General features: G+C 69.0%; 14 protein-coding genes. 11 read left to right on the forward strand and 3 right to left on the reverse strand.

All coding sequences use genetic code 11. The annotated features are described in order from the left end of the window. Window positions 1-63: 63 nt before the first annotated feature. A complete protein-coding gene (locus FHW85_RS19150) occupies window positions 64-2388 on the reverse strand; it encodes a winged helix-turn-helix domain-containing protein (protein ID WP_168649330.1) in 2325 nt (774 codons plus the stop codon). A gap of 160 nt (window positions 2389-2548) precedes the next feature. Here FHW85_RS19150 and FHW85_RS19155 point away from each other — a divergent pair, with 160 nt between their 5' ends. From FHW85_RS19155 to FHW85_RS19200, 10 genes are all read left to right on the forward strand, one after another. Further along, on the forward strand, window positions 2549-4129 hold the full coding sequence (locus FHW85_RS19155) for a MoxR family ATPase (RefSeq protein ID WP_168649331.1): 1581 nt from the start codon (window positions 2549-2551) through the stop codon (window positions 4127-4129). Then, window positions 4129-5121, forward strand: a complete 993-nt coding sequence (locus tag FHW85_RS19160) for a hypothetical protein (protein WP_168649332.1) — start codon at window positions 4129-4131, stop codon at window positions 5119-5121. Before FHW85_RS19155 ends, FHW85_RS19160 begins: the two co-directional genes overlap by 1 nt. After that, window positions 5118-6902 carry a VWA domain-containing protein gene (locus FHW85_RS19165; RefSeq protein ID WP_168649333.1) on the forward strand — a complete coding sequence of 595 codons (1785 nt, stop codon included), beginning with the start codon at window positions 5118-5120 and terminating at the stop codon, window positions 6900-6902. Before FHW85_RS19160 ends, FHW85_RS19165 begins: the two co-directional genes overlap by 4 nt. After that, window positions 6899-7858, forward strand: a complete 960-nt coding sequence (locus FHW85_RS19170; RefSeq protein WP_168649334.1) for a radical SAM protein — start codon at window positions 6899-6901, stop codon at window positions 7856-7858. The genes FHW85_RS19165 and FHW85_RS19170 overlap by 4 nt, the downstream gene beginning before the upstream one ends. 2 nt (window positions 7859-7860) lie before the next feature. Further along, window positions 7861-8442 (forward strand): hypothetical protein, encoded by a 582-nt coding sequence (locus FHW85_RS19175; RefSeq protein ID WP_210427860.1) that lies wholly within the window; start codon window positions 7861-7863, stop codon window positions 8440-8442. Continuing rightward, the gene (locus FHW85_RS19180; protein WP_210427861.1) at window positions 8439-9788 is read left to right on the forward strand and encodes an AMP-binding protein; all 1350 of its coding nucleotides are present in this window, start codon (window positions 8439-8441) and stop codon (window positions 9786-9788) included. Before FHW85_RS19175 ends, FHW85_RS19180 begins: the two co-directional genes overlap by 4 nt. Further along, on the forward strand, window positions 9785-10354 hold the full coding sequence (pnuC, locus tag FHW85_RS19185; protein ID WP_168649337.1) for a nicotinamide riboside transporter PnuC: 570 nt from the start codon (window positions 9785-9787) through the stop codon (window positions 10352-10354). The genes FHW85_RS19180 and pnuC overlap by 4 nt, the downstream gene beginning before the upstream one ends. After that, window positions 10351-11379, forward strand: a complete 1029-nt coding sequence (locus tag FHW85_RS19190) for an AAA family ATPase (protein ID WP_210427862.1) — start codon at window positions 10351-10353, stop codon at window positions 11377-11379. The genes pnuC and FHW85_RS19190 overlap by 4 nt, the downstream gene beginning before the upstream one ends. 106 nt (window positions 11380-11485) lie before the next feature. After that, entirely contained in the window at window positions 11486-12274 is a 789-nt protein-coding gene (locus FHW85_RS19195) for a class I SAM-dependent methyltransferase (protein ID WP_168649339.1), read from the forward strand. A 124-nt stretch (window positions 12275-12398) separates the two neighbouring features. Next, a complete protein-coding gene (locus FHW85_RS19200; protein WP_168649340.1) occupies window positions 12399-13577 on the forward strand; it encodes an antibiotic hydrolase in 1179 nt (392 codons plus the stop codon). A gap of 48 nt (window positions 13578-13625) precedes the next feature. Here the strand turns inward: FHW85_RS19200 and FHW85_RS19205 are convergent, their stop codons facing one another. Further along, on the reverse strand, window positions 13626-14186 hold the full coding sequence (locus tag FHW85_RS19205; protein WP_168649341.1) for a cytochrome P460 family protein: 561 nt from the start codon (window positions 14184-14186) through the stop codon (window positions 13626-13628). 181 nt (window positions 14187-14367) lie between these two features. Continuing rightward, a complete protein-coding gene (locus FHW85_RS19210; RefSeq protein WP_167253034.1) occupies window positions 14368-15222 on the reverse strand; it encodes a LysR substrate-binding domain-containing protein in 855 nt (284 codons plus the stop codon). A 158-nt stretch (window positions 15223-15380) separates the two neighbouring features. On the opposite strand from FHW85_RS19210, the gene FHW85_RS19215 reads away from it, so the two are divergent. Continuing rightward, window positions 15381-17339 carry a CocE/NonD family hydrolase gene (locus tag FHW85_RS19215; protein WP_168649342.1) on the forward strand — a complete coding sequence of 653 codons (1959 nt, stop codon included), beginning with the start codon at window positions 15381-15383 and terminating at the stop codon, window positions 17337-17339. Window position 17340: the final 1 nt, after the last annotated feature.

Below are 17340 nucleotides of genomic sequence, written 5' to 3' on the forward strand. Positions count from 1 at the left end.
AATCATGCCGGATCACTGTCTCCCCTGCCCGTCACCCGCATCATAGCCGCGGGCGCCCCCGCCTCAAGCCTTCGGGCGCGGGGTGGGCAAAACGCGGTCGCCCGCCAACTCGCGCGCCTTGCGCTGGTAGCGGTTCCACGACTCGGTCTGTCCCATCGCGCGGTACACGCAGGCCTGCGCCCAGGCCACGCGCCAGTCCAGCTGGCCCCAGGCGGAGAGCTGGCCGCTGATCACGAAAGCTTCGCTCACCTGGCCGCTTTCCAGCAGGGCCAGGGTGTAGGCCAGACCCGTGTCGGCGATCAGTTCCGGCACGCCGTAGCGGCTGGCCCGGTTCATGGCCTGCTTCAGCAGATCCAGCGCCGTCTCGCGGCGGCCCTCGGCCTGGGCCTGTATGGCTTGCGCACGCAGCAGCCGGATGGCGATCCAGTCGTCGCGGTCGGTGGAGGAAAGCTTGTCGGCCCAGGCCTGCATGGCGGACAGCGCCCGCTGGATTTCCTTCACGTCGCCGGCCTGCTGCGCGATCAGCGCGTCCAGCAGCCACGCATCGGCGGTGTCGCGCTGGTCGCCGTCCCATGCCAGCAGATGCCCCGACAGGGCTTTGGCTATCCACGCCTGCGCGCCGCCGATATCGCCACGCTGCAGCGCGAGCTTGGCCAGCAACATGTATACCGTGGCTTTGAGGCCGGGCTCGCCATGGGGGTCGGCATCGATCTGCGCGAGCACCTGCTCCAGCAACGCGCCGGCTTCGGCGGCGCGGCCCATGCCGCCCAGGGCATCGGCGCGATGGAACATCAGGATATGGCGGCCGATGTTCTCGGTGTATTCCGGAAATTGTTTGTCGAGCGGCCAGTACCGCTCCGTGCTGGCGAAGGCATCGGCATGCTGCAGCAGCATCTTCTGCGAGATCACCAGGTCCGTCATCAGCGGTGGCACATACTGGCGCATGCCCAGGCGTTCGTATTGCCCGACCGCACGCTGGATCACCGGAACGGCCTGGGCGAAGTGCCCGTGCTGCATGTTCAGTTCCGCCAGCGATTCGTCAATGCCCACCACGCCGGCGGTGTCGCCCGCCAGAGCATAGTTGACGCGCGCATCGCCGAAATCCGCCTGGGCCTCGTCGAAGCGGCCCGCCATGCTCAGCAGCTCGGCGCGCTGCGCATAGGCATAGGCCAGATAGCCCGTGTTGTTCTGCTGCTTCAGCAGGCTGATCGCTTCGAGCAGCGCCTGCGCCCCCTGCGCGTGCTTGTGTTCGCGGAAGTAGACGTACCATCGCTTCGCCAGCGTCCTTCCGCGCAGCACCGGCTGGGTCCTGGCCGGCAGGCGGTCCAGCAGGTTGGCCGATTCGGTCTTGCATGCCTCGTACTCCCCCTGGTCGCAGTAGAAGGCGACCTTGGCGTAGGCAAACGCCGGCGTCGTGCGCAGATCCGCCGGCGCGTTGTCGATCAGCTCGCGCAGCACGCCGAGCGTGCCCGCATAGGACGCCGCCTCCATGCGCAGCAGGTATTGCTCCTTGTCGTCTTCCGAAGCGACGCGGTCGGAATCGCTCGCGCCCAGCTGGGCGAGCAGGAGAGCGTTGGCCTCGTGCGCGGCCTTCAGCATGTTGACGGCGGAGGCCTCGGCCTGCAGGGCGCCGCCGTCGCGCATGCTCGCCTCGAGCTGGACATGCCAGCGGCCGTTGTCCAGCGTCACCTGGGGCTGGATCACCAGCGCATACGATGCAAGCGGCGCCGCGCCGCCCTGTTCCGGCCGGTCGAGCAGGTTGACCACGGTCCGGCTGCTTTCCACCGGCACCCTGGCGCCGCGCAGGTCGCCGACGATCAGGTCCATCAGGCCCAGGCGCAGCCACGCCCACTCTTCCGGTGCATGAATCTGCGCGGGCAGGACTACCGCGGTACCTCGCTGGAAAGCCTTGCTGGCGCGCCCATGGAAGCGCCATGCGCCGAAGCCGGCCACGGCCACCAGCAACAGCAGCGCCACGCCCCAGCGCAGGTGGCGGCGCCGGGGCGATGGCGCGCGGCGCGCGATGACCACCGGCTCATCGCCCGCCGCGGCCGGCGAGCACGGTGCGTCCGACACGATCGACGTGGCCATCACCCAGCGGTAGCCCATGCGCGGCAAGGTCTTGATGCAGCGCTGCTCGTCCGCGTTGTCGCCAAGCACGCGGCGCAGGCGGACGATGGTCTGGGCGAGCAGGTTGTCGCTGATCTCGGTGCTGCCCCAGACCGCGGCGATCAGCTCGTCCTTGCCCACCGCCCGTTCGCGATGCTCGACCAGGTAGGCCAGGCAGTCGAAGGCGCTGGCGGTGAGTTCGACGGGATCGCCGTTCTGCAGCAGCTGGCGCGCCTGCGGATGGAGCTCGAATGCGCCGAACCGGTAAATCGTCGTCATGGGCGCCATTATGACCAGCCACGGCGAGGTTGCTATCCCGCGGCGGCGGGACTGGCGGCTTTGTCACATGGCAAGCCGCGCCCGGCCTCCCCGGTCTGCACTTACGGCCGCCAGGCACGCGTTCTAGAATGCCGCGAATGGCTGCCCAGCGAGGGATCGAGTGTCGCCGTTCAATCTGTTTCAGCGCGTGTCCAAGGCGCCCACCAATCCGCGCGCCGAGCCGGCGCCGCGCAACTTCGACGTGGCGGAGCTGTACGAAGGGCCCGTGCGCACCGCGGCCGATGCCGAAGCGCAACCGGTCCGCCTCGACGAAAAGCTGCGCCAGGCGTATTTCTGGATCGTCAACAACGCGATCATCAGCCCGCACTACGACATCGAATACCACGACGGCCCCGCCGCCACCTTCGCGGTGGGCGATACCCGCCGCACGCTCACCCTGCCCTCGGCGCAGAGCTATTCCAGCTATGTGCTGCTGCCGCTGCTCGCCTTCGCGGCGCGGCGCAAATGCCTGTTCATCGGCGGCCCCGGGCGCGGCAAGACGGCCAGCGCCATCCTGATGGGCGTGCTGGCCGGCTATCCGGTGCGCGAGGTGCGCCGCGCCATGCAGCACGGGCATCCGCAGATGACCATCGCCGACCTGCTCGGCAATCCGCTGCCGGCCGACCTGATGGCGGCGCAGGACATGGGCGATATCCGCATCGCCTGGCGCAAGTGGCTGTCGATGCGGGTGAAGATCATCGACGAGTACAACCGCATCCCCACCCGCACGCAGAGCGCCCTGCTCACCGTGATGGGCGACAACTACGCCGAGATCCTCAATCACGTCTACGAATGCCCGGAGTCGGCCTGGTACCTCACCGCCAACGACGACCGCGGCGGCGGCACCTACCAGGTGGTGGAGGCCTTGCGCGACCGCATCGACGTGGTGGTGCAGGCGCTGGCCTTCAATCCGCGCTTCCTGGACGAGCTGCTGCTGCGCATCGAGGAGAACATCCGGCCGGAAGAAGTGGTGCCGCGCGACATCATCTTCGCCGAGGCGGAAGTCGACCGCCTGGGCGAGGAAATCCGCGCGGTGGACGTGCCGCAGGACGTGCGCCGGCGCGTGGAATTCTTCGCCAGCCAGTTCGAGCTGATGGAAACCGCCGGCGCGCAGTTCGAATACCTCACCAAGGACACCGTGCGCCTGGCCGGCGCCGACTGGGCGCAGGCCACCGCCGCCGACACCGGCCGCGACCGCATGAAGGACCTGGGCTGCCAGACCCGCAACGGCCTGTCGGTGCGCAACCTCACCACCCTGCTGGTCTTCGCCAAGGCGCTGGCCTATTTCCGCGGCCAAGCGGCGGTGGCGCTGGACGACGTGCGCCACGTGCTGCCCTTCGTGCTCAACGACAAGCTGCAGCCGGACCTGGACGCGCCGTTCTTCGGCCTGCCCGAGAACGCCGCCTACCGCACCGACCGGCTGAGCTGGCTGCGCTGGCTGTTCGACGCCTCCAACGCGGAATACGACCGCCTGGACCTGGACCGCAACGACCCGGTGGGCGAGCTGTCGGCGGAATTCGCGCACGGGCTGGACGGCTTGAGCGAGCGCGAGACGCGCGCGCGGCTGGTGCGCATCGAGCGGCTGATCGAGGAGCGGGTGAAGGGCCGCAAGCTCTACGGGCACCTGTACGACGATCTGCTGAAGCTCAAATACCTGCACCAGCGCTACACCAATTACCTGCACTGGCAGCAGGCGCGCTGATGGTCTCCGACACGCTCGCCGGCGTGCTGGCCTCGCGGCGCGCGCTGCTCAACCAGCGCGTGGCCGAGGCGCGGCATCAGCAGCCCGGGTTCGATACCGCGGCCTTCAGCGCCTTCGCGGGCGATACGCTCGATGCAGTGTGCGGGGCGGTGCAGGCCGTGGATCCGCTGGCCACCGGCGCGGCGGTGGAGGCGGCGTTCGAGATCGGCCTTACCCTGGTCGGCCAGGGACTGGCCGGACCGAAGGCGCGGCTGCCGTGGGTGGACCGCGCGTGGAAACAGCTCGCTGCGTCCATCGCCAGGCTGATCGCGCAGGCGCCCACCGAAACACTGGGCACGGTGACCAATGCCGTCGTGCGCCTGAGCAGCATGCGCGGCGTGCGGGTGGAAGAGTGGATCGACACCATGCGCGCGCTGGCCGGCCGCTGCGCCGTGCTTGACGAGCTGCGCGCACTCGGCGCGCTGTGCGCCTGGCGCGCCGGCATGGCGCACCTGCGCGAGCCGGCGCTGGTGCAGGCCGATCGGCTGGACCCGGCACTGGCTTCGGCCGCGCTCGGTGCGCCCGACGTGCCATGGGCGAGCTTGCGCGAACGGCTGTCGGCCGATCGCTGGTGGAACCCATCCATCGGCGCGGTCGATGCGCAGGGCCAGACGCTCGGCGGTTTCAGCGGCATGGATGGCCCCTTCGCGGTGCCGCCGGCCATTCGCGCCGGCGCCGGGCATTTCGTGGCCGAGAGCGCGGGGCGCCATTTCCTGCTGATGGCCGATGCCTTCGGCGCGGTGGTGTTGCCGGCGGCGGCGAACGAGTTCGCGCAGGCCGACGCAGCCGTGGCGCCCGGCGTGGCGATCACGCCGCGCGGCGGCAGCGTGGGCGGACGCGAGATCGCGTTCGCTGTGCCGGGCGACCGCATGCAGGCGGTGGGCCGCGCCGACAGCGTGGCGCTCTTCTCGCCGTGGTCGCACCACGTGCGCATCGTGCCGGCGCGCGCGTGAGCGAGGGGCCTGCCACCGACACGCTGTCCCGCTGGCAGGCCGCATGGCCGGCCGCGCTGGAAGCCTGGAGCCGCTTCACCCGCCTGCGCGATCCGCGCCTGTGCGAGAGCCGCGTGGATGCCGCGGCCGAAGGCTTGCTCGGCAGTTTTGCGATGATCCGCCTGTTCGACCAGCGCGTGGTGATCGACCTGCCGGAAGTGGAGCGCCTGGGCCTGACCGATCACGCCGTGGAAATCCTGGCGCACGAGATCGGCCACCACGTGCTGGCCCCGGCCACCGCCACCGACCACGCCCGCCTGCTCGCGCGCCTGCGCCATGCGCTGCCCACGCTGGAAGCGCAGGCGCCGATGGTGGCCAACCTCTATACCGACCTGCTGATCAACGACCGCCTGGAGCGCCAGTGCGGCCTGCGCATGGCCGATATCTACCGCCGCCTGGCCGAACGCGATACGTCGACAGAGACGACGCCGGTGTGGACGCTCTACATGGGCATCTACGAGCAGCTGTGGCAGCTGGCGCCCGGCTCGCTGGGCGGCCCGGTGGATGACGCGGCGCTGCGCGGCGACGCCTGGCTCGGCGCGCGCGTGGTGCGCGTCTATGCCGGCGAATGGATGGATGGCGCCTCGCGCTTCGCCGCCCTGCTGCTGCCGCATCTGCTGCGCTCGGTGAAGGATTGGCGGGTGGACGTGCTGATGGATACGCGCAACGCCGGACAGGGCAGCCAGCCGGTGGGGCTGGAGCGCATCGAGGACGGCGAGCTGGATCAGGCCGCGCATCCCGCGCTGGATCCGCGCATCACCGGCGAAGCGGAGACGCTGCCGCCGACACCGCCGGAGCTGCCGGCCGCGCTCAGCCGCCAGGGCGGCCAGGCGCGCGAGCCGTTCGAGTACGGGGAGATCCTGCGTTCCGCCGGCCTGGACCTGAGCGATCACGATATCGCCGTGCGCTACTACCGCGAGCGCGCGCTGCCGCACCTGATCCGCTTTCCGGTGCGGCCGCAGCCGCAGGCCTTCGAGCCGCAGCTGGAAGGGCTGGAGCCGTGGGAAGCGGGCGATCCGCTGGATGCGCTGGACTGGATGCAGAGCCTGCTGCAGTCGCCGCGCGTGATTCCGGGGCTGACCACGGTGCAGCGCGCGTATGGCGATGCGCCGGGGCAGGATCCGGCCAGCGAGCCGGTGGACCTGGATCTGTACGTCGACAGCTCCGGCTCGATGCCCAATCCGCAGACGCACACCTCTTACCTGGCCCTCGCCGGCGCCATCATCGCGCTGTCCGCGCTGCGCGTCGGCGCGCGGGTGCAGGTCACCTTGTGGAGCGGCAAGCAGCAGGTGCTGCACACCGGCGGCTTCGTGCGTTCGGAGGACGACATCCTGCGCGTGCTCACCGGCTTCTTCGGCGGCGGCACGGCGTTTCCCATCCACCGCCTGCGCGATACCTACGCCCAGCGCGCGCCGCACGAACGCGCGGTGCATATCCTGCATATCTCCGACGACGGCATCACCACCATGTTCGCCAACGACGAGCGCGGCAACAGCGGCTGGGATGTCGCGGCGCGTGCGCTGGCCGCGGGCCGCGCGGGCGGCACCATGGCCTTGAACCTGTACACCCCGTTGCCGGCGCATCTGGCGCCGACGAGCCGGCCCTGGGAAGCGGACCTGCTGCGTGCGCAAGAGGCCGGCTGGGCCATCCACGCAGTGCGCGACATGGCCGACCTGCTCAGCTTTGCGCGCGAGTTCAGCCGGCGGCATTACCAGCGGCCGGCAGCGGGAGTACGCGCATGATCGTGCTGTGGCGCATCAGCACGCTATGCAACCTGGCCTGCGGTTTTTGCGCGTACGACCGGCGGCTGCGGCTGGTGCGGCAGGAATCCGATCCGGCCGAGGTGGAACGCTTCGCCGCCCTGCTCGGCGCGTACGGCCGCGCTCATGGCGAAGACATGCTGATCAGCTGGCTGGGCGGCGAGCCGCTGCTGTGGCCGGGCGTGCTCGCGCTTTCGCAGCGCCTGCGCGAAAGCCACGGCCTGCGCATCAGCGTCACCACCAATGGCAGCACCTTGCATCGGCCCGGCGTGGTGGAGGCCATGGCCGCGGCGTTCGACGAAGTGACGCTCAGCATCGACGACGTCGGCGAGGCGCACGAACGCCTGCGCGGCTGGCCCGGTGGCTGGCGGCGGCTGGAGCAGGGCATCGCGCGCCTGGTTGCGCGGCGCGGCGCCGCGGGCGGCACGCCGAAGCTGCGCGTCAATACGGTGCTGATGCACGACACTCTGGAACGCTTCCCGGCGCTGTGCGACCGCCTCGCGGACTGGGGCGTGGACGAGATCACCTTCAACCAGCTCGGCGGCCGCGACCGTCCGCAGTTCCACGCCGGCCACGCCTTGCGCGCCGCCGACGTGGCCTGGCTGCGCGCCCAGCTGCCGGCGCTGGTGGCGCGCATGGCAGCGCGCGGCGTGCGCCTGTGCGCGCACGATGCTTACCTCGAGCGCTTCGAGGCCAGCGCCAGCGGCCGCGCGATTGCGGTGGCCAATTGCGCGCCGCGCCGCCCCACCATCTTTATCGACGAGCACGGCCGCATCGCGCCGTGCAGCTTCACCATCGACCATAGCCCCATGAGCACCCGCGACATCCGCACCGCGCACGACGTAACCGCCCTGCGCGCACGGCTCGCCGTCCGCCAGTCCGCGGCGGTGTGCGCGGACTGTCCTTCCACCCAGGTTTTCGCCAAGTTCGGGACATGAGCATGCCGGCCGGACCTTCGCTCGAACGATTGCTGCGGCGCCTGATCGAGACGCCGCCGGATTTCCTCGCCCCGCCCTGGCGCGGCGGCGAAGGCCAGGTGCGCGTGGCCGCCGTGGTCAACGACGTGCTCGCCGCGCTGGATGTGCAGGCGCCGATGAGCCTGCTCGCCACGCTGTCCGGCGAACTCAAAGCCGTGTCCGCCGAGCAGCTGAGCTTGTCGGCGGTGCTGGCCTGGCTGCTGGCGGACGACGCCTGGCACCGTTTCGCCAAGGCCTCGCCCGCGCTGCCGGCGTTGTTCGCCGAGGCGGTCCCTGCGCTTGCCGCCGAAGCGCATGCCTCGCGCTACGTGTTCGAACCCGAGCGCCGCGAGGAATTGGCGCGCACCGCCATCGCACGGCTGGGCCTGACGCCCGAAGGCGAAACCGCCAGCCAGGCGGCGGATCGGCTCGCCAGCGTCAGCGGCGTCGAGCGGCGCCGGCTGCTGGAGGCCAGCCGCGAAGCCGAGGCGCGTGCGCGCGCCATCCGCGAAGCGCTGGCGCGCAAGGCGGCCGAGGAATCCGCGGACAAGTGGACGCGCGAGTGAGCCGCGAACCGACGGACGCCGAGCGCTATCCGACGCTGAGCGAGGCGGGCCGGGCGATGCTGCGCTTCATGAGCGAGCACCCCAGTGCGCCGATGCTGCGCAATCGCAGCGGCAATCGCCTGCTGGCCGAAGAGGTCGAGGACTTGCGCGCCTACGAGCGCGAAGTGGCCGCTGCGCGCTTCGCATGGAGCACGCGCCACGCACCGCCATGGCTCGATGCTTTCGTCGATGAGGTGTTTGCGCAGGTCCCGCACTATCGCTCGCTCGGCCGGCCGGCTGGCTTCGCGCAGATCGCCACGGTGGGCCGCGGCGATCTCGCCGCCGATATCGCACAGTTCGTGCCCGACGCCGTGCCACTGGATCGACTCATCAACTTCCGCACCACCGGCACCACCGGCCATCCGCTGATCCTGCCATCGCACCCGCTGGTGGCCGGCCGCTATCTGGCGTTCCACCAGCGCGCGCTGCGGCGCGCCGGCATCGAACTGCGCCATGGCCGCGGCCAGGTCGGCGTGATGCTGCTGGGCCTGCAGCGCAAATGCTTCACCTATATCTCGGTCACGCCGACCATGGACGAGTCGGGCCTGGCCAAGATCAACCTGCATCCGGACGACTGGCGCGATCCCGCCGACCGCGCGCGCTATCTCGATGCGATGCAGCCGGAGGTGATCGCCGGCGATCCGATTTCCTTCGCGGCGCTGCTGGAACTGCCGGTACGCCACCGGCCGCGCGCCCTGCTCTCGGTATCGATGGCCTTGTCCGCATCGCTGCGCGCGAACTTGAGCGAGCGCTTCGGCTGCCCGGTGCTGGACGTGTATTCGATGAACGAGGCGGGCCCGCTGGGTGTGTACGACGAGACACTCGATGCCTTCGTGCTGCTGCAGCCCCGCATGTACGTGGAAACCCTGGATGCGCACGGCCACCCGGTGCCGCAGGGACAATCCGGCGAAATCGCACTGACCGGCGGCTTCAACTTCTGCCTGCCGCTGCTGCGCTACCGCACCGGTGACCACGGCGTGCTGATCGACACCCCTGAAGGCCCCGCCATCGCACAACTGCATGGACGCCAGCCGGTACGCTTCCTCACCCTGGACGGCGACTGGATCAACAATATCGATCTGACCCATGCGCTGCTGCCGTTGCCGCTGTCGCGCTACACCGTGCATCAGGCCGCGAACGGCGACGTGGCGGTGGCGCTGGCGCGGGCCGAAATGAACTACGCCAGCGAAGCGGCAAACCGGGTATCCGCCGCGCTGCGCGGACGCGACATCCGCGTTATCGAACTCACCAGCGAGGACAAAGTGCTGCAATACACCACCGACCTGCCCGGAGGCATGGCCGCATGACCTTGCTGGAAGGCGTCGCCAACGCCCTGGCCACCGCATCGATCCTGCTGGCCGGCCGCAACAGCGTGCATACCTGGTGGACCGGCATCGCCGGCTGCTCCCTGTTCGCCCTGCTGTTCTGGGACACGCGCCTGTACGCCGACGTGCTGCTGCAGGTGTTCTTCGTCGGCGCCAGCGTGGTCGGCTGGTGGTACTGGAGCCGGCATGGCGAGCGCGCGGAACTGCCGATCGGCCGCACCGCGCCGCGCACGCTGGCCTGGTTCGTGGCGGGCGCGGCGGTGGCCACCCTCGTGTACGGTTCGCTGCTGCATCGCTTTACCGATGCCTACGCACCGTTTGCCGATTCGACCGTGCTGGCCTTGTCGGTGCTGGCGCAACTGCTGCTGATGCGGCGGCGGATCGAGACCTGGCCGATCTGGCTGCTGGTCAACAGCGTGGCGGTGCCGCTGTATGCCTCGCGCGGGCTGATGCTGACGGCCGTGCTTTATTCGGCGTACTGGATCAATGCATGGGTGGCGTGGCGGCATTGGCACAATCTGTTCCGGCGTGCGGAAGCGGTGGCGTGAAGCGTTTCGGCACCGCTCTGGTGGTGGGCAAGTTCTGTCCGCTGCATCGGGGACATCAATATCTGCTCGATCGCGCGCAAGCCGCATGCGAGCAGCTGGTGATCGTCAGCTATACCAGGCCGGAGTTTCCCGGTTGCGAACCGGAGCGGCGCGAGCGCTGGCTGGCGGCGCTGTATCCGCGGGCGACGCGACTGGTGGTCGACGATGCGCGGCTGGCGGCTTATGGCGTCGCGTTGCCGCCTAACGAAGCATCGGACGAGGAACATCGCGCTTTCGTGGCCTGGCTGCTGCGCGAAGTGCTGCACGTGGACGTGGAGGCCGTCTTTACCAGCGAGGCCTACGGCGACGGCTTCGCCGCGTCGCTGTCGCGGGCGCAGGGCGAGCGCGGTGGCCCGGCGGTGATGCATGTCTGCGTGGATGCCGCGCGCTCCGCCATCCCCGTATCGGGCACGGCGGTGCGTGCGGACGTCCATCGTGCGCGCGCTTCGCTCGATCCCCTGGTGTATGGCGACTTCGTGCGGCGCGTGGCGATCCTCGGTGGCGAATCCACCGGCAAGTCCACCCTCGCGGCGCAGTTGGCCAACGCGCTGGGCACGGTCCATGCCGCCGAATACGGCCGCGAACTGTGGGAGCACAAGCAGGGGCGACTCGTCGCGGACGACATGCTGCCTATCGCCCGGACCCAGGTGGCCCGCGAAGAACAACTGGCGCCCACCGCGCAACGCTTCCTGCTTTGCGACACCACGCCATTGACCACCCTGCTCTATGCGCAAGCCATGTTCGGCCATGCCTGCCCCGAACTGGAAGCGCTCGCGCAACGCCCCTACGACGAGGTGCTGCTGTGCGCGCCCGACGTCCCCTTCATCCAGGACGGCACGCGGCGCGACGAAGCCTTCCGCGCATGGCAACACCAATGGTACCTGCGCGAACTCGCGGCCCGCGGCGTCCGCTATCGCCTGCTGACCGGCGGGTGGCAGGCACGCACTGCCATGGCGCTGGGTCTTCTGTCCGCACCGGCCATTTAAAAACGCCATCATAGAAATCGCTTTTCGCGACTGTCGGCCGCAGGGGCGGTTTTCTACGATGCCCGCTCCCCACTCCGCTCCGATGAGCATCCGCCACGAGGTAATCATGAAAAGGCCATTGCTCGGTTTTGCCACCCTCTGCCTGCTCGGCATCGCGGCCGCCAGCGCGGCGGTACCTTCCTACATCGCCGCGGCCATCGGCGACAGCGCACGCCCGGCGGCCGACAAGGCGAGCGACGCCGCGCGCAAGCCGGTCGAACTGATCGCCTTTACGGGCATCAAGCCGGGCGACCGCGTGGCCGACATCCTGCCAGGCGGCGGCTATTTCACCCGCCTGTTCAGCAAGGTGGTGGGGCCGAAGGGCCACGTCTATGCGGTGTTGCCGGAGACCCTCGTCGCCAAGGCGCCGCCGGAGAAACTGCAGCCGATACGCGCGCTGGTCGCCGACCCGGCCTACCGCGACAACACCAGCCTGGAGACCCGCCCCTACGACAGCCTCGATGTCGGCGCGCCGCTGGACGCGGTGTGGATCTCGCAGAACTACCACGACATCTACGGCGCGGTCAGCGTCTTCAGTGTCGACGGCACCACCGGCACGGATGCTGCCGCCAAGCTCGATGCGGCGGTGTTCAAGGCCTTGAAGCCGGGCGGCGTCTTCGTCGTGGTCGACCACGTGGCCAAGCCCGGCGCCAGCGAAGCGGACGCGCATGCCTTGCACCGCATCGACCCGGAGACCGTGATCGCGCAGGCCAAGGCGGCCGGCTTCGTGCTCGAAAGCCGCAGCGACGTACTGGCCAATCCGCAGGACACGCACGACCAGACCGTGTTCGCCGTGGAGATCAAAGGCCACACTGACAAGTTCGCGCTGAAGTTCCGCAAGCCGAAGGAGCGCTAAGCGGCGCAGTGCGAGTGCGGGAGCCGCATGCACGGGCCTTCACGAAACCCTGTGCTAGCGTGCCGCGCGATCCGGGCAGCCGTCCGGATCGCGGGCATTCCCGCCCATCACAAGGAGATGAGTGATGCATCGCATGCTCTGTCTGGCCGCGCCGGCCATGTTCGGCGCCGTCGCCCTCCTGCTTCCCGTGCCTTCTCTCGCCGCCGCCGATGCGGCTCCCGCCAAGGCCGGCTTCGACACCTTCGCCACGCCCACCCAGGCCAGCACGCCGCAGGGCGTCGACGTCGCCGCCGACGGCAACGTGTGGTACTCGGAAACCAGCGCCGGAAAGATCGCCGTGCTCCGGCCGGATCGCAGTTCGGCGGAGTACCCGCTGCCCGATGGCGGCCAGCCTTTCATTCTTAAAACCGGCAAGGACGGTATCTGGTTCACCGATCAGGTCCGCCGCGCGATCGGTCACCTGGATCCGCGCAGCGGCGCGCTCGTCGAGTACGCGATTCCTTCGCGCGAGAAACCGTATTTCATCCAGCTCGCGCCGGACGGCAGCCAATGGTTCACCGTCACGGCCGGTGTCGGACGCCTCGCGCCGGATGGCAGCGTCAGCGAATGGACGGTGCTGCTGGAGCACCCCGACGACCATATGGAACAGCTGAGCCTGGACCCGCAGGGCAACGTGTGGTTCGTGGAACGCAACTACGCTGGCGCCGGGCCGAAAGGGACCAACAAGGTCCGGCGCTTGAACCCAGGCACGAACACGATCAGCACCTACCTGGTGCCGACAGCCGGTGGCACACCCTCCGGCGTGATCGCCAATGCCGACGGCACGGTGTGGGTGTCCGAGTACTACGGCAATGCGCTGGCGCTGCTCGACCCGGCGGTGGCGCCGCACACCGACGAAACCGCCAAGCCGGCGACGCGTGCGGCAAGCCAGCAACCCGCGACGATCAAAGCCACCGTCACGGCACGCGCGGCGCCCACGCATGCACCGGCACCGCCGAGCACCAGCGAGGTCAAGCCCAAGGTAACGCGCGGCTGGATCGAATATCCCCTGCCCATCGCCAACGCCAACGCGGAAGACATGCGCGTGGACAGCCACGGACGGGTCTGGTTCGAGCAGGACGCGGGCTATATCGGCATGCTGGATCCGAAGGCCCGCCGCATCGTGGAGTACACGATCGTGCCGGCCAACAGCGGCTACTACAACATCGCACTGGAACAGCGCGCCGGCCTGCTGTGGGTGACCGAGGCCGGCGGCTCCGGCGCAGCGGCAACCGGCATTGCCAGTCTGCCGATCGGACCCTGACGTCGGCGCAAGGGGCTTGCGGCGATGCAAGCCCCTTGCCTGCCGGCATCAGCGCTTCTGGTACGGATGGAAGATGTGATCCTTCGCGGCCACTTTGACGTGGCACGAGTGGCCGCAGTCGGCGACGCCGGTGGGGTCGGCGCTGTAGGTATCCGCGGCCGCGTCGTAGTCGACCAGCGCATAGCCCCAGCCGCCGCTCCTGGGAAAGCGCTTGCTGTCCTTCTCGATCACGAAGGCCTGCGAGAACGCGTCGGGCACGTCGACGACGAACGGCGCCTCGGCGCTCTTCTTGAACTTCCACTGCAGCTTGGCGATCTTCGAGCCTTCCGGGAACGGCTTGCCGTTGCCGGGAATGCCCGACTTGTAGGCCTTGATCATGATGGGATTGGCCACGATCACCTTCAGCACCTCGTCGGTGCGCGCGCTGGATACCACCGACCAGTCCTCGTAACCTTTGAAGTCGGCGAAGGCGATGCCGCTGGGCGAGACCAGCGAGTACTTGTCGTGCGTGCCCGGCGGGCCCTTGGCTTTCTCCTGCGCGGAAAGCACGGTGCCGCCGGCGACGATGAGCAGGAGCGTTCCGGCCGTGGTCATGAGCAGATGCTTCATGGCTGACCCTCGGTGATGGTGACGAGCGTCGATCGCGGCGTAGCCCTGGCCGCCGCCCCGGGGAGGCAGCGCCTCCCTGCCGGAATCTACGGGCTGGCTGGCAGGCCCGACATACGCCGTACGGTGCATTGAAAGGCGATGCGCATCGGCATGAAGTAGGCGGTTTGCCCGGCCTGGGCGGTCAAAGCGTGGGCAGCACCGCCCGCACATGCGCTTCGAAACGGCTCGACAGCCTCGAGGCATGCGCGGCGTTCTGAATGGTGATGCCGATCGAGGGCAGCGCCGGCAGTCCGCTGGACGGCGGCAGCACGCGCAGATCCGGCGGCACGCCGGTGAGGGTCATCACGGTGATGGCTTGTCCGGAACGCACCACGGCGGTGAGGCCGGCCACGCTGCCGCTCGCATAGGCGATGCAGTAATCGCGGCCGGCGCGATCGAGACTGGCGGTCGCGGCCAGATGATCCAGCGCATCCGGATCCGACAGCGCCAGCTGCAGGGGATCGCGCCGGAATGCCTGGCTGCCTTTGCTGCCCACCCAGACCAGCGGTTCGCGGCGCAGGAAATGACCGCGCTCCGCGCTGTCCGGCTGCGATACCAGGGCGATGTCCAGCGACTTGTCGCGCAAGCGTTCCAGCAGCCGCGGCGATGGCGCGCACACCACTTCGATGAATACCTGCGGATGCAGGCTGGCGAAACTCTGCAGCAGGCCGGGCAGGAACACGCGGGCGTAATCGTCCGGACAACCGAAGCGCAGGCGGCCCGACAGGTTCTCGCCGGTGAGGTCGGCCACCGCTTCGTCGTGCGTGCGCAGGATGCGCTGCGCATGCGCCAGCAGCCGTTCGCCATGCGTGGTGAGCGAGACGCCGCGGCCGCTGCGGATCATCAATGGCTGCTGCACGGCCTGCTCCAGCTTTTTCAGCTGCTGGCTGAGCGCCGCCTGCGTGCGGCCCACCTGCCCGGCGGCGCCGCTGACCGAGGTGGCGTCGGCCATGGCGACGAAGCTGCGCAGCAATGCGATATCGAGTCGGATGCCCATGCCGCTGTCCGTGATCAGGTGGGTGGGCCGGACCGTGGGGGATGCCGGGCCTCGCCGGATAATCGCATCTTATAAGAGCCATTAGCGTTTTTAGTTTTCGCCGGCGCGCGGGCCGTGCCTAAGATCGAACGGACATCCCCGCTGAAAGGATCGGACGCATGAGGACCACCCTGGGCAGGTCGCTGTTGCTGTGCCTCTTCGCCATGGCGGCCACGGTGGCCGCGGCCGACGCACCGCGGAAGCAGGCGCCGCTGTACGGCGTCAACGATATCCCGAAGACATTCGACGACGCGGTGCCGGGCGGGCAGGACTTCGTCAAGCGCGTGGCGATGATCCCGATGCGCGACGGGGTGAAGCTCTACACGGTGATCATGCTGCCCAAGGGCGCGCACGATGCGCCGATCCTGCTGACGCGCACGCCGTACAACGCGGACGAGCGCGCGGGCAATGCGACCAGTTCGTCGCTGCTGTCGGCGTTGCCCTTGGGCGATGCGGTGTTCGCGCAGGCCGGCTATATCCGTGTCTATCAGGACGTGCGCGGCAAATACGGTTCGGAGGGCGACTACGTGATGATGCGGCCGGTGCGCGGGCCGCTGAATCCCACCAAGGTGGATCACGTCACCGACGCCTGGGACACCATCGACTGGCTGGTGAAGCACGTGCCGGAATCGAACGGGCGCGTCGCCATGATCGGTTCATCGTACGAAGGCTTCACCGCCGCCATGGCCTTGCTCGATCCGCATCCGGCGCTGAAGGCGTCGGTGCCGGAGAGTCCGGTGATCGATGCCTATATGGGCGACGACTGGTTCCACCATGGCGCGTTCCGCAACCTGATGCTCGGCTACGTGCATATGCAGACGGTGCAGAAGGGCGCGGGCGCGGTCACGCCCAGCGACACCTACGACAAGTACGAGGAGTACCTGCGCGCCGGCTCCACCGGCGACTACGTGCGCAGCCGAGGCCTGGACAAGCTGCCGTTCACGGCGCGGGTGATGGAACACCCTGCCTACGATGCGTTCTGGCAGGGGCAGGACCTGGTGCGGCTGCTGGCGGCGCATCCCTCGTCGGTGCCCACGCTGTGGGAGCAGGGCCTGTTCGACCAGGAGGACATGTGGGGTGCCAACCATGCGTGGCTGGCATTGAAGGCCGCCGGCCATGCGTCCAACAACTGGCTGGTGCTGGGCCCGTGGTCGCACAGCCAGGTCAACGGCACCGGTTTTGCGCTGGGGCCGCTCAAGTGGTCGGGCGACACCGCACTGGAATACAACCGCGACATGGTGCTTCCCTTCCTCGAACACTACCTGCGCGACAAGCCGGCGGCGCCGCTGGCGCACGTCTCGGTCTACAACACCGGCGACAACCGCTGGGACCGCTTCGAGGACTGGCCCACGGCCTGCGAGCACGGCTGCGCGAACGCACTGAAGCCGCTGTACCTGGGCAAGGATTTCGGCCTGAGCTTCGCCGCGCCCACCGAAGCGGATGCGGGCGACAGCTATGTCAGCGATCCGGCCAGGCCGGTGCCCTTCCTGCCGCGCCCCGTGCTGGATCCGTTCTTCGCCTACGGCTCGACCTATGCCGGCTATCTGCCCTGGAGCAAATGGCTGGTGAGCGACCAGCGCTTTGTCGATGGACGCACCGACGTGCTGGTGTACGAAACGCCGGTGCTGACCGCGCCGGTGCGCGTGCAGGGCATCCCCGTGGCGGACGTGCGCGCGGCCACCACGGGCACCGATGGCGACGTGGTGGTGAAGCTGATCGACGTGTATCCCTCGCAGGTGACGCACGATCCATCGATGGGCGGCTATGAACTGCCGATTGCGCTGGATATCTTCCGCGGCCGCTACCGCGAGAGCTTCGAGCATCCCAGCGCGATTCCGGCGAACCAGCCGCAGCGCTATCGCTTCGAGCTGCCGAACGTGAACCACGTGTTCCAGCCGGGGCACCGGATCATGGTGCAGATCCAGTCCTCGCTGTTTCCGCTGTACGACCGCAATCCGCAGACCTTCGTGCCGAATATCTTCGAGGCGAAGCCGGGCGATTACCGCGCGGCGACGATCACGGTGCTGCGGTCGGGCGCGCAGCCGTCGGCGGTGTGGTTGCCGGTGGTGGAGCGCTGAG

The sequence above is a fragment of the Dyella sp. SG609 genome, assembly GCF_012275375.1.
In the GTDB taxonomy this organism is placed as follows: domain Bacteria; phylum Pseudomonadota; class Gammaproteobacteria; order Xanthomonadales; family Rhodanobacteraceae; genus Dyella_D; species Dyella_D marensis.

Bases quoted from the DNA above. Each gene is read 5' to 3' on its own strand.
- FHW85_RS19150 (WP_168649330.1), bottom strand. From the start codon at position 2,388: ATGACGACGATTTACCGGTTCGGCGCATTCGAGCTCCATCCGCAGGCG.
- FHW85_RS19160 (WP_168649332.1), top strand. From the start codon at position 4,129: ATGGTCTCCGACACGCTCGCCGGCGTGCTGGCCTCGCGGCGCGCGCTG.
- FHW85_RS19170 (WP_168649334.1), top strand. From the start codon at position 6,899: ATGATCGTGCTGTGGCGCATCAGCACGCTATGCAACCTGGCCTGCGGT.
- FHW85_RS19175 (WP_210427860.1), top strand. From the start codon at position 7,861: ATGCCGGCCGGACCTTCGCTCGAACGATTGCTGCGGCGCCTGATCGAG.
- pnuC (WP_168649337.1), top strand. From the start codon at position 9,785: ATGACCTTGCTGGAAGGCGTCGCCAACGCCCTGGCCACCGCATCGATC.
- FHW85_RS19195 (WP_168649339.1), top strand. From the start codon at position 11,486: ATGAAAAGGCCATTGCTCGGTTTTGCCACCCTCTGCCTGCTCGGCATC.
- FHW85_RS19200 (WP_168649340.1), top strand. From the start codon at position 12,399: ATGCATCGCATGCTCTGTCTGGCCGCGCCGGCCATGTTCGGCGCCGTC.
- FHW85_RS19205 (WP_168649341.1), bottom strand. From the start codon at position 14,186: ATGAAGCATCTGCTCATGACCACGGCCGGAACGCTCCTGCTCATCGTC.
- FHW85_RS19210 (WP_167253034.1), bottom strand. From the start codon at position 15,222: ATGGGCATCCGACTCGATATCGCATTGCTGCGCAGCTTCGTCGCCATG.
- FHW85_RS19215 (WP_168649342.1), top strand. From the start codon at position 15,381: ATGAGGACCACCCTGGGCAGGTCGCTGTTGCTGTGCCTCTTCGCCATG.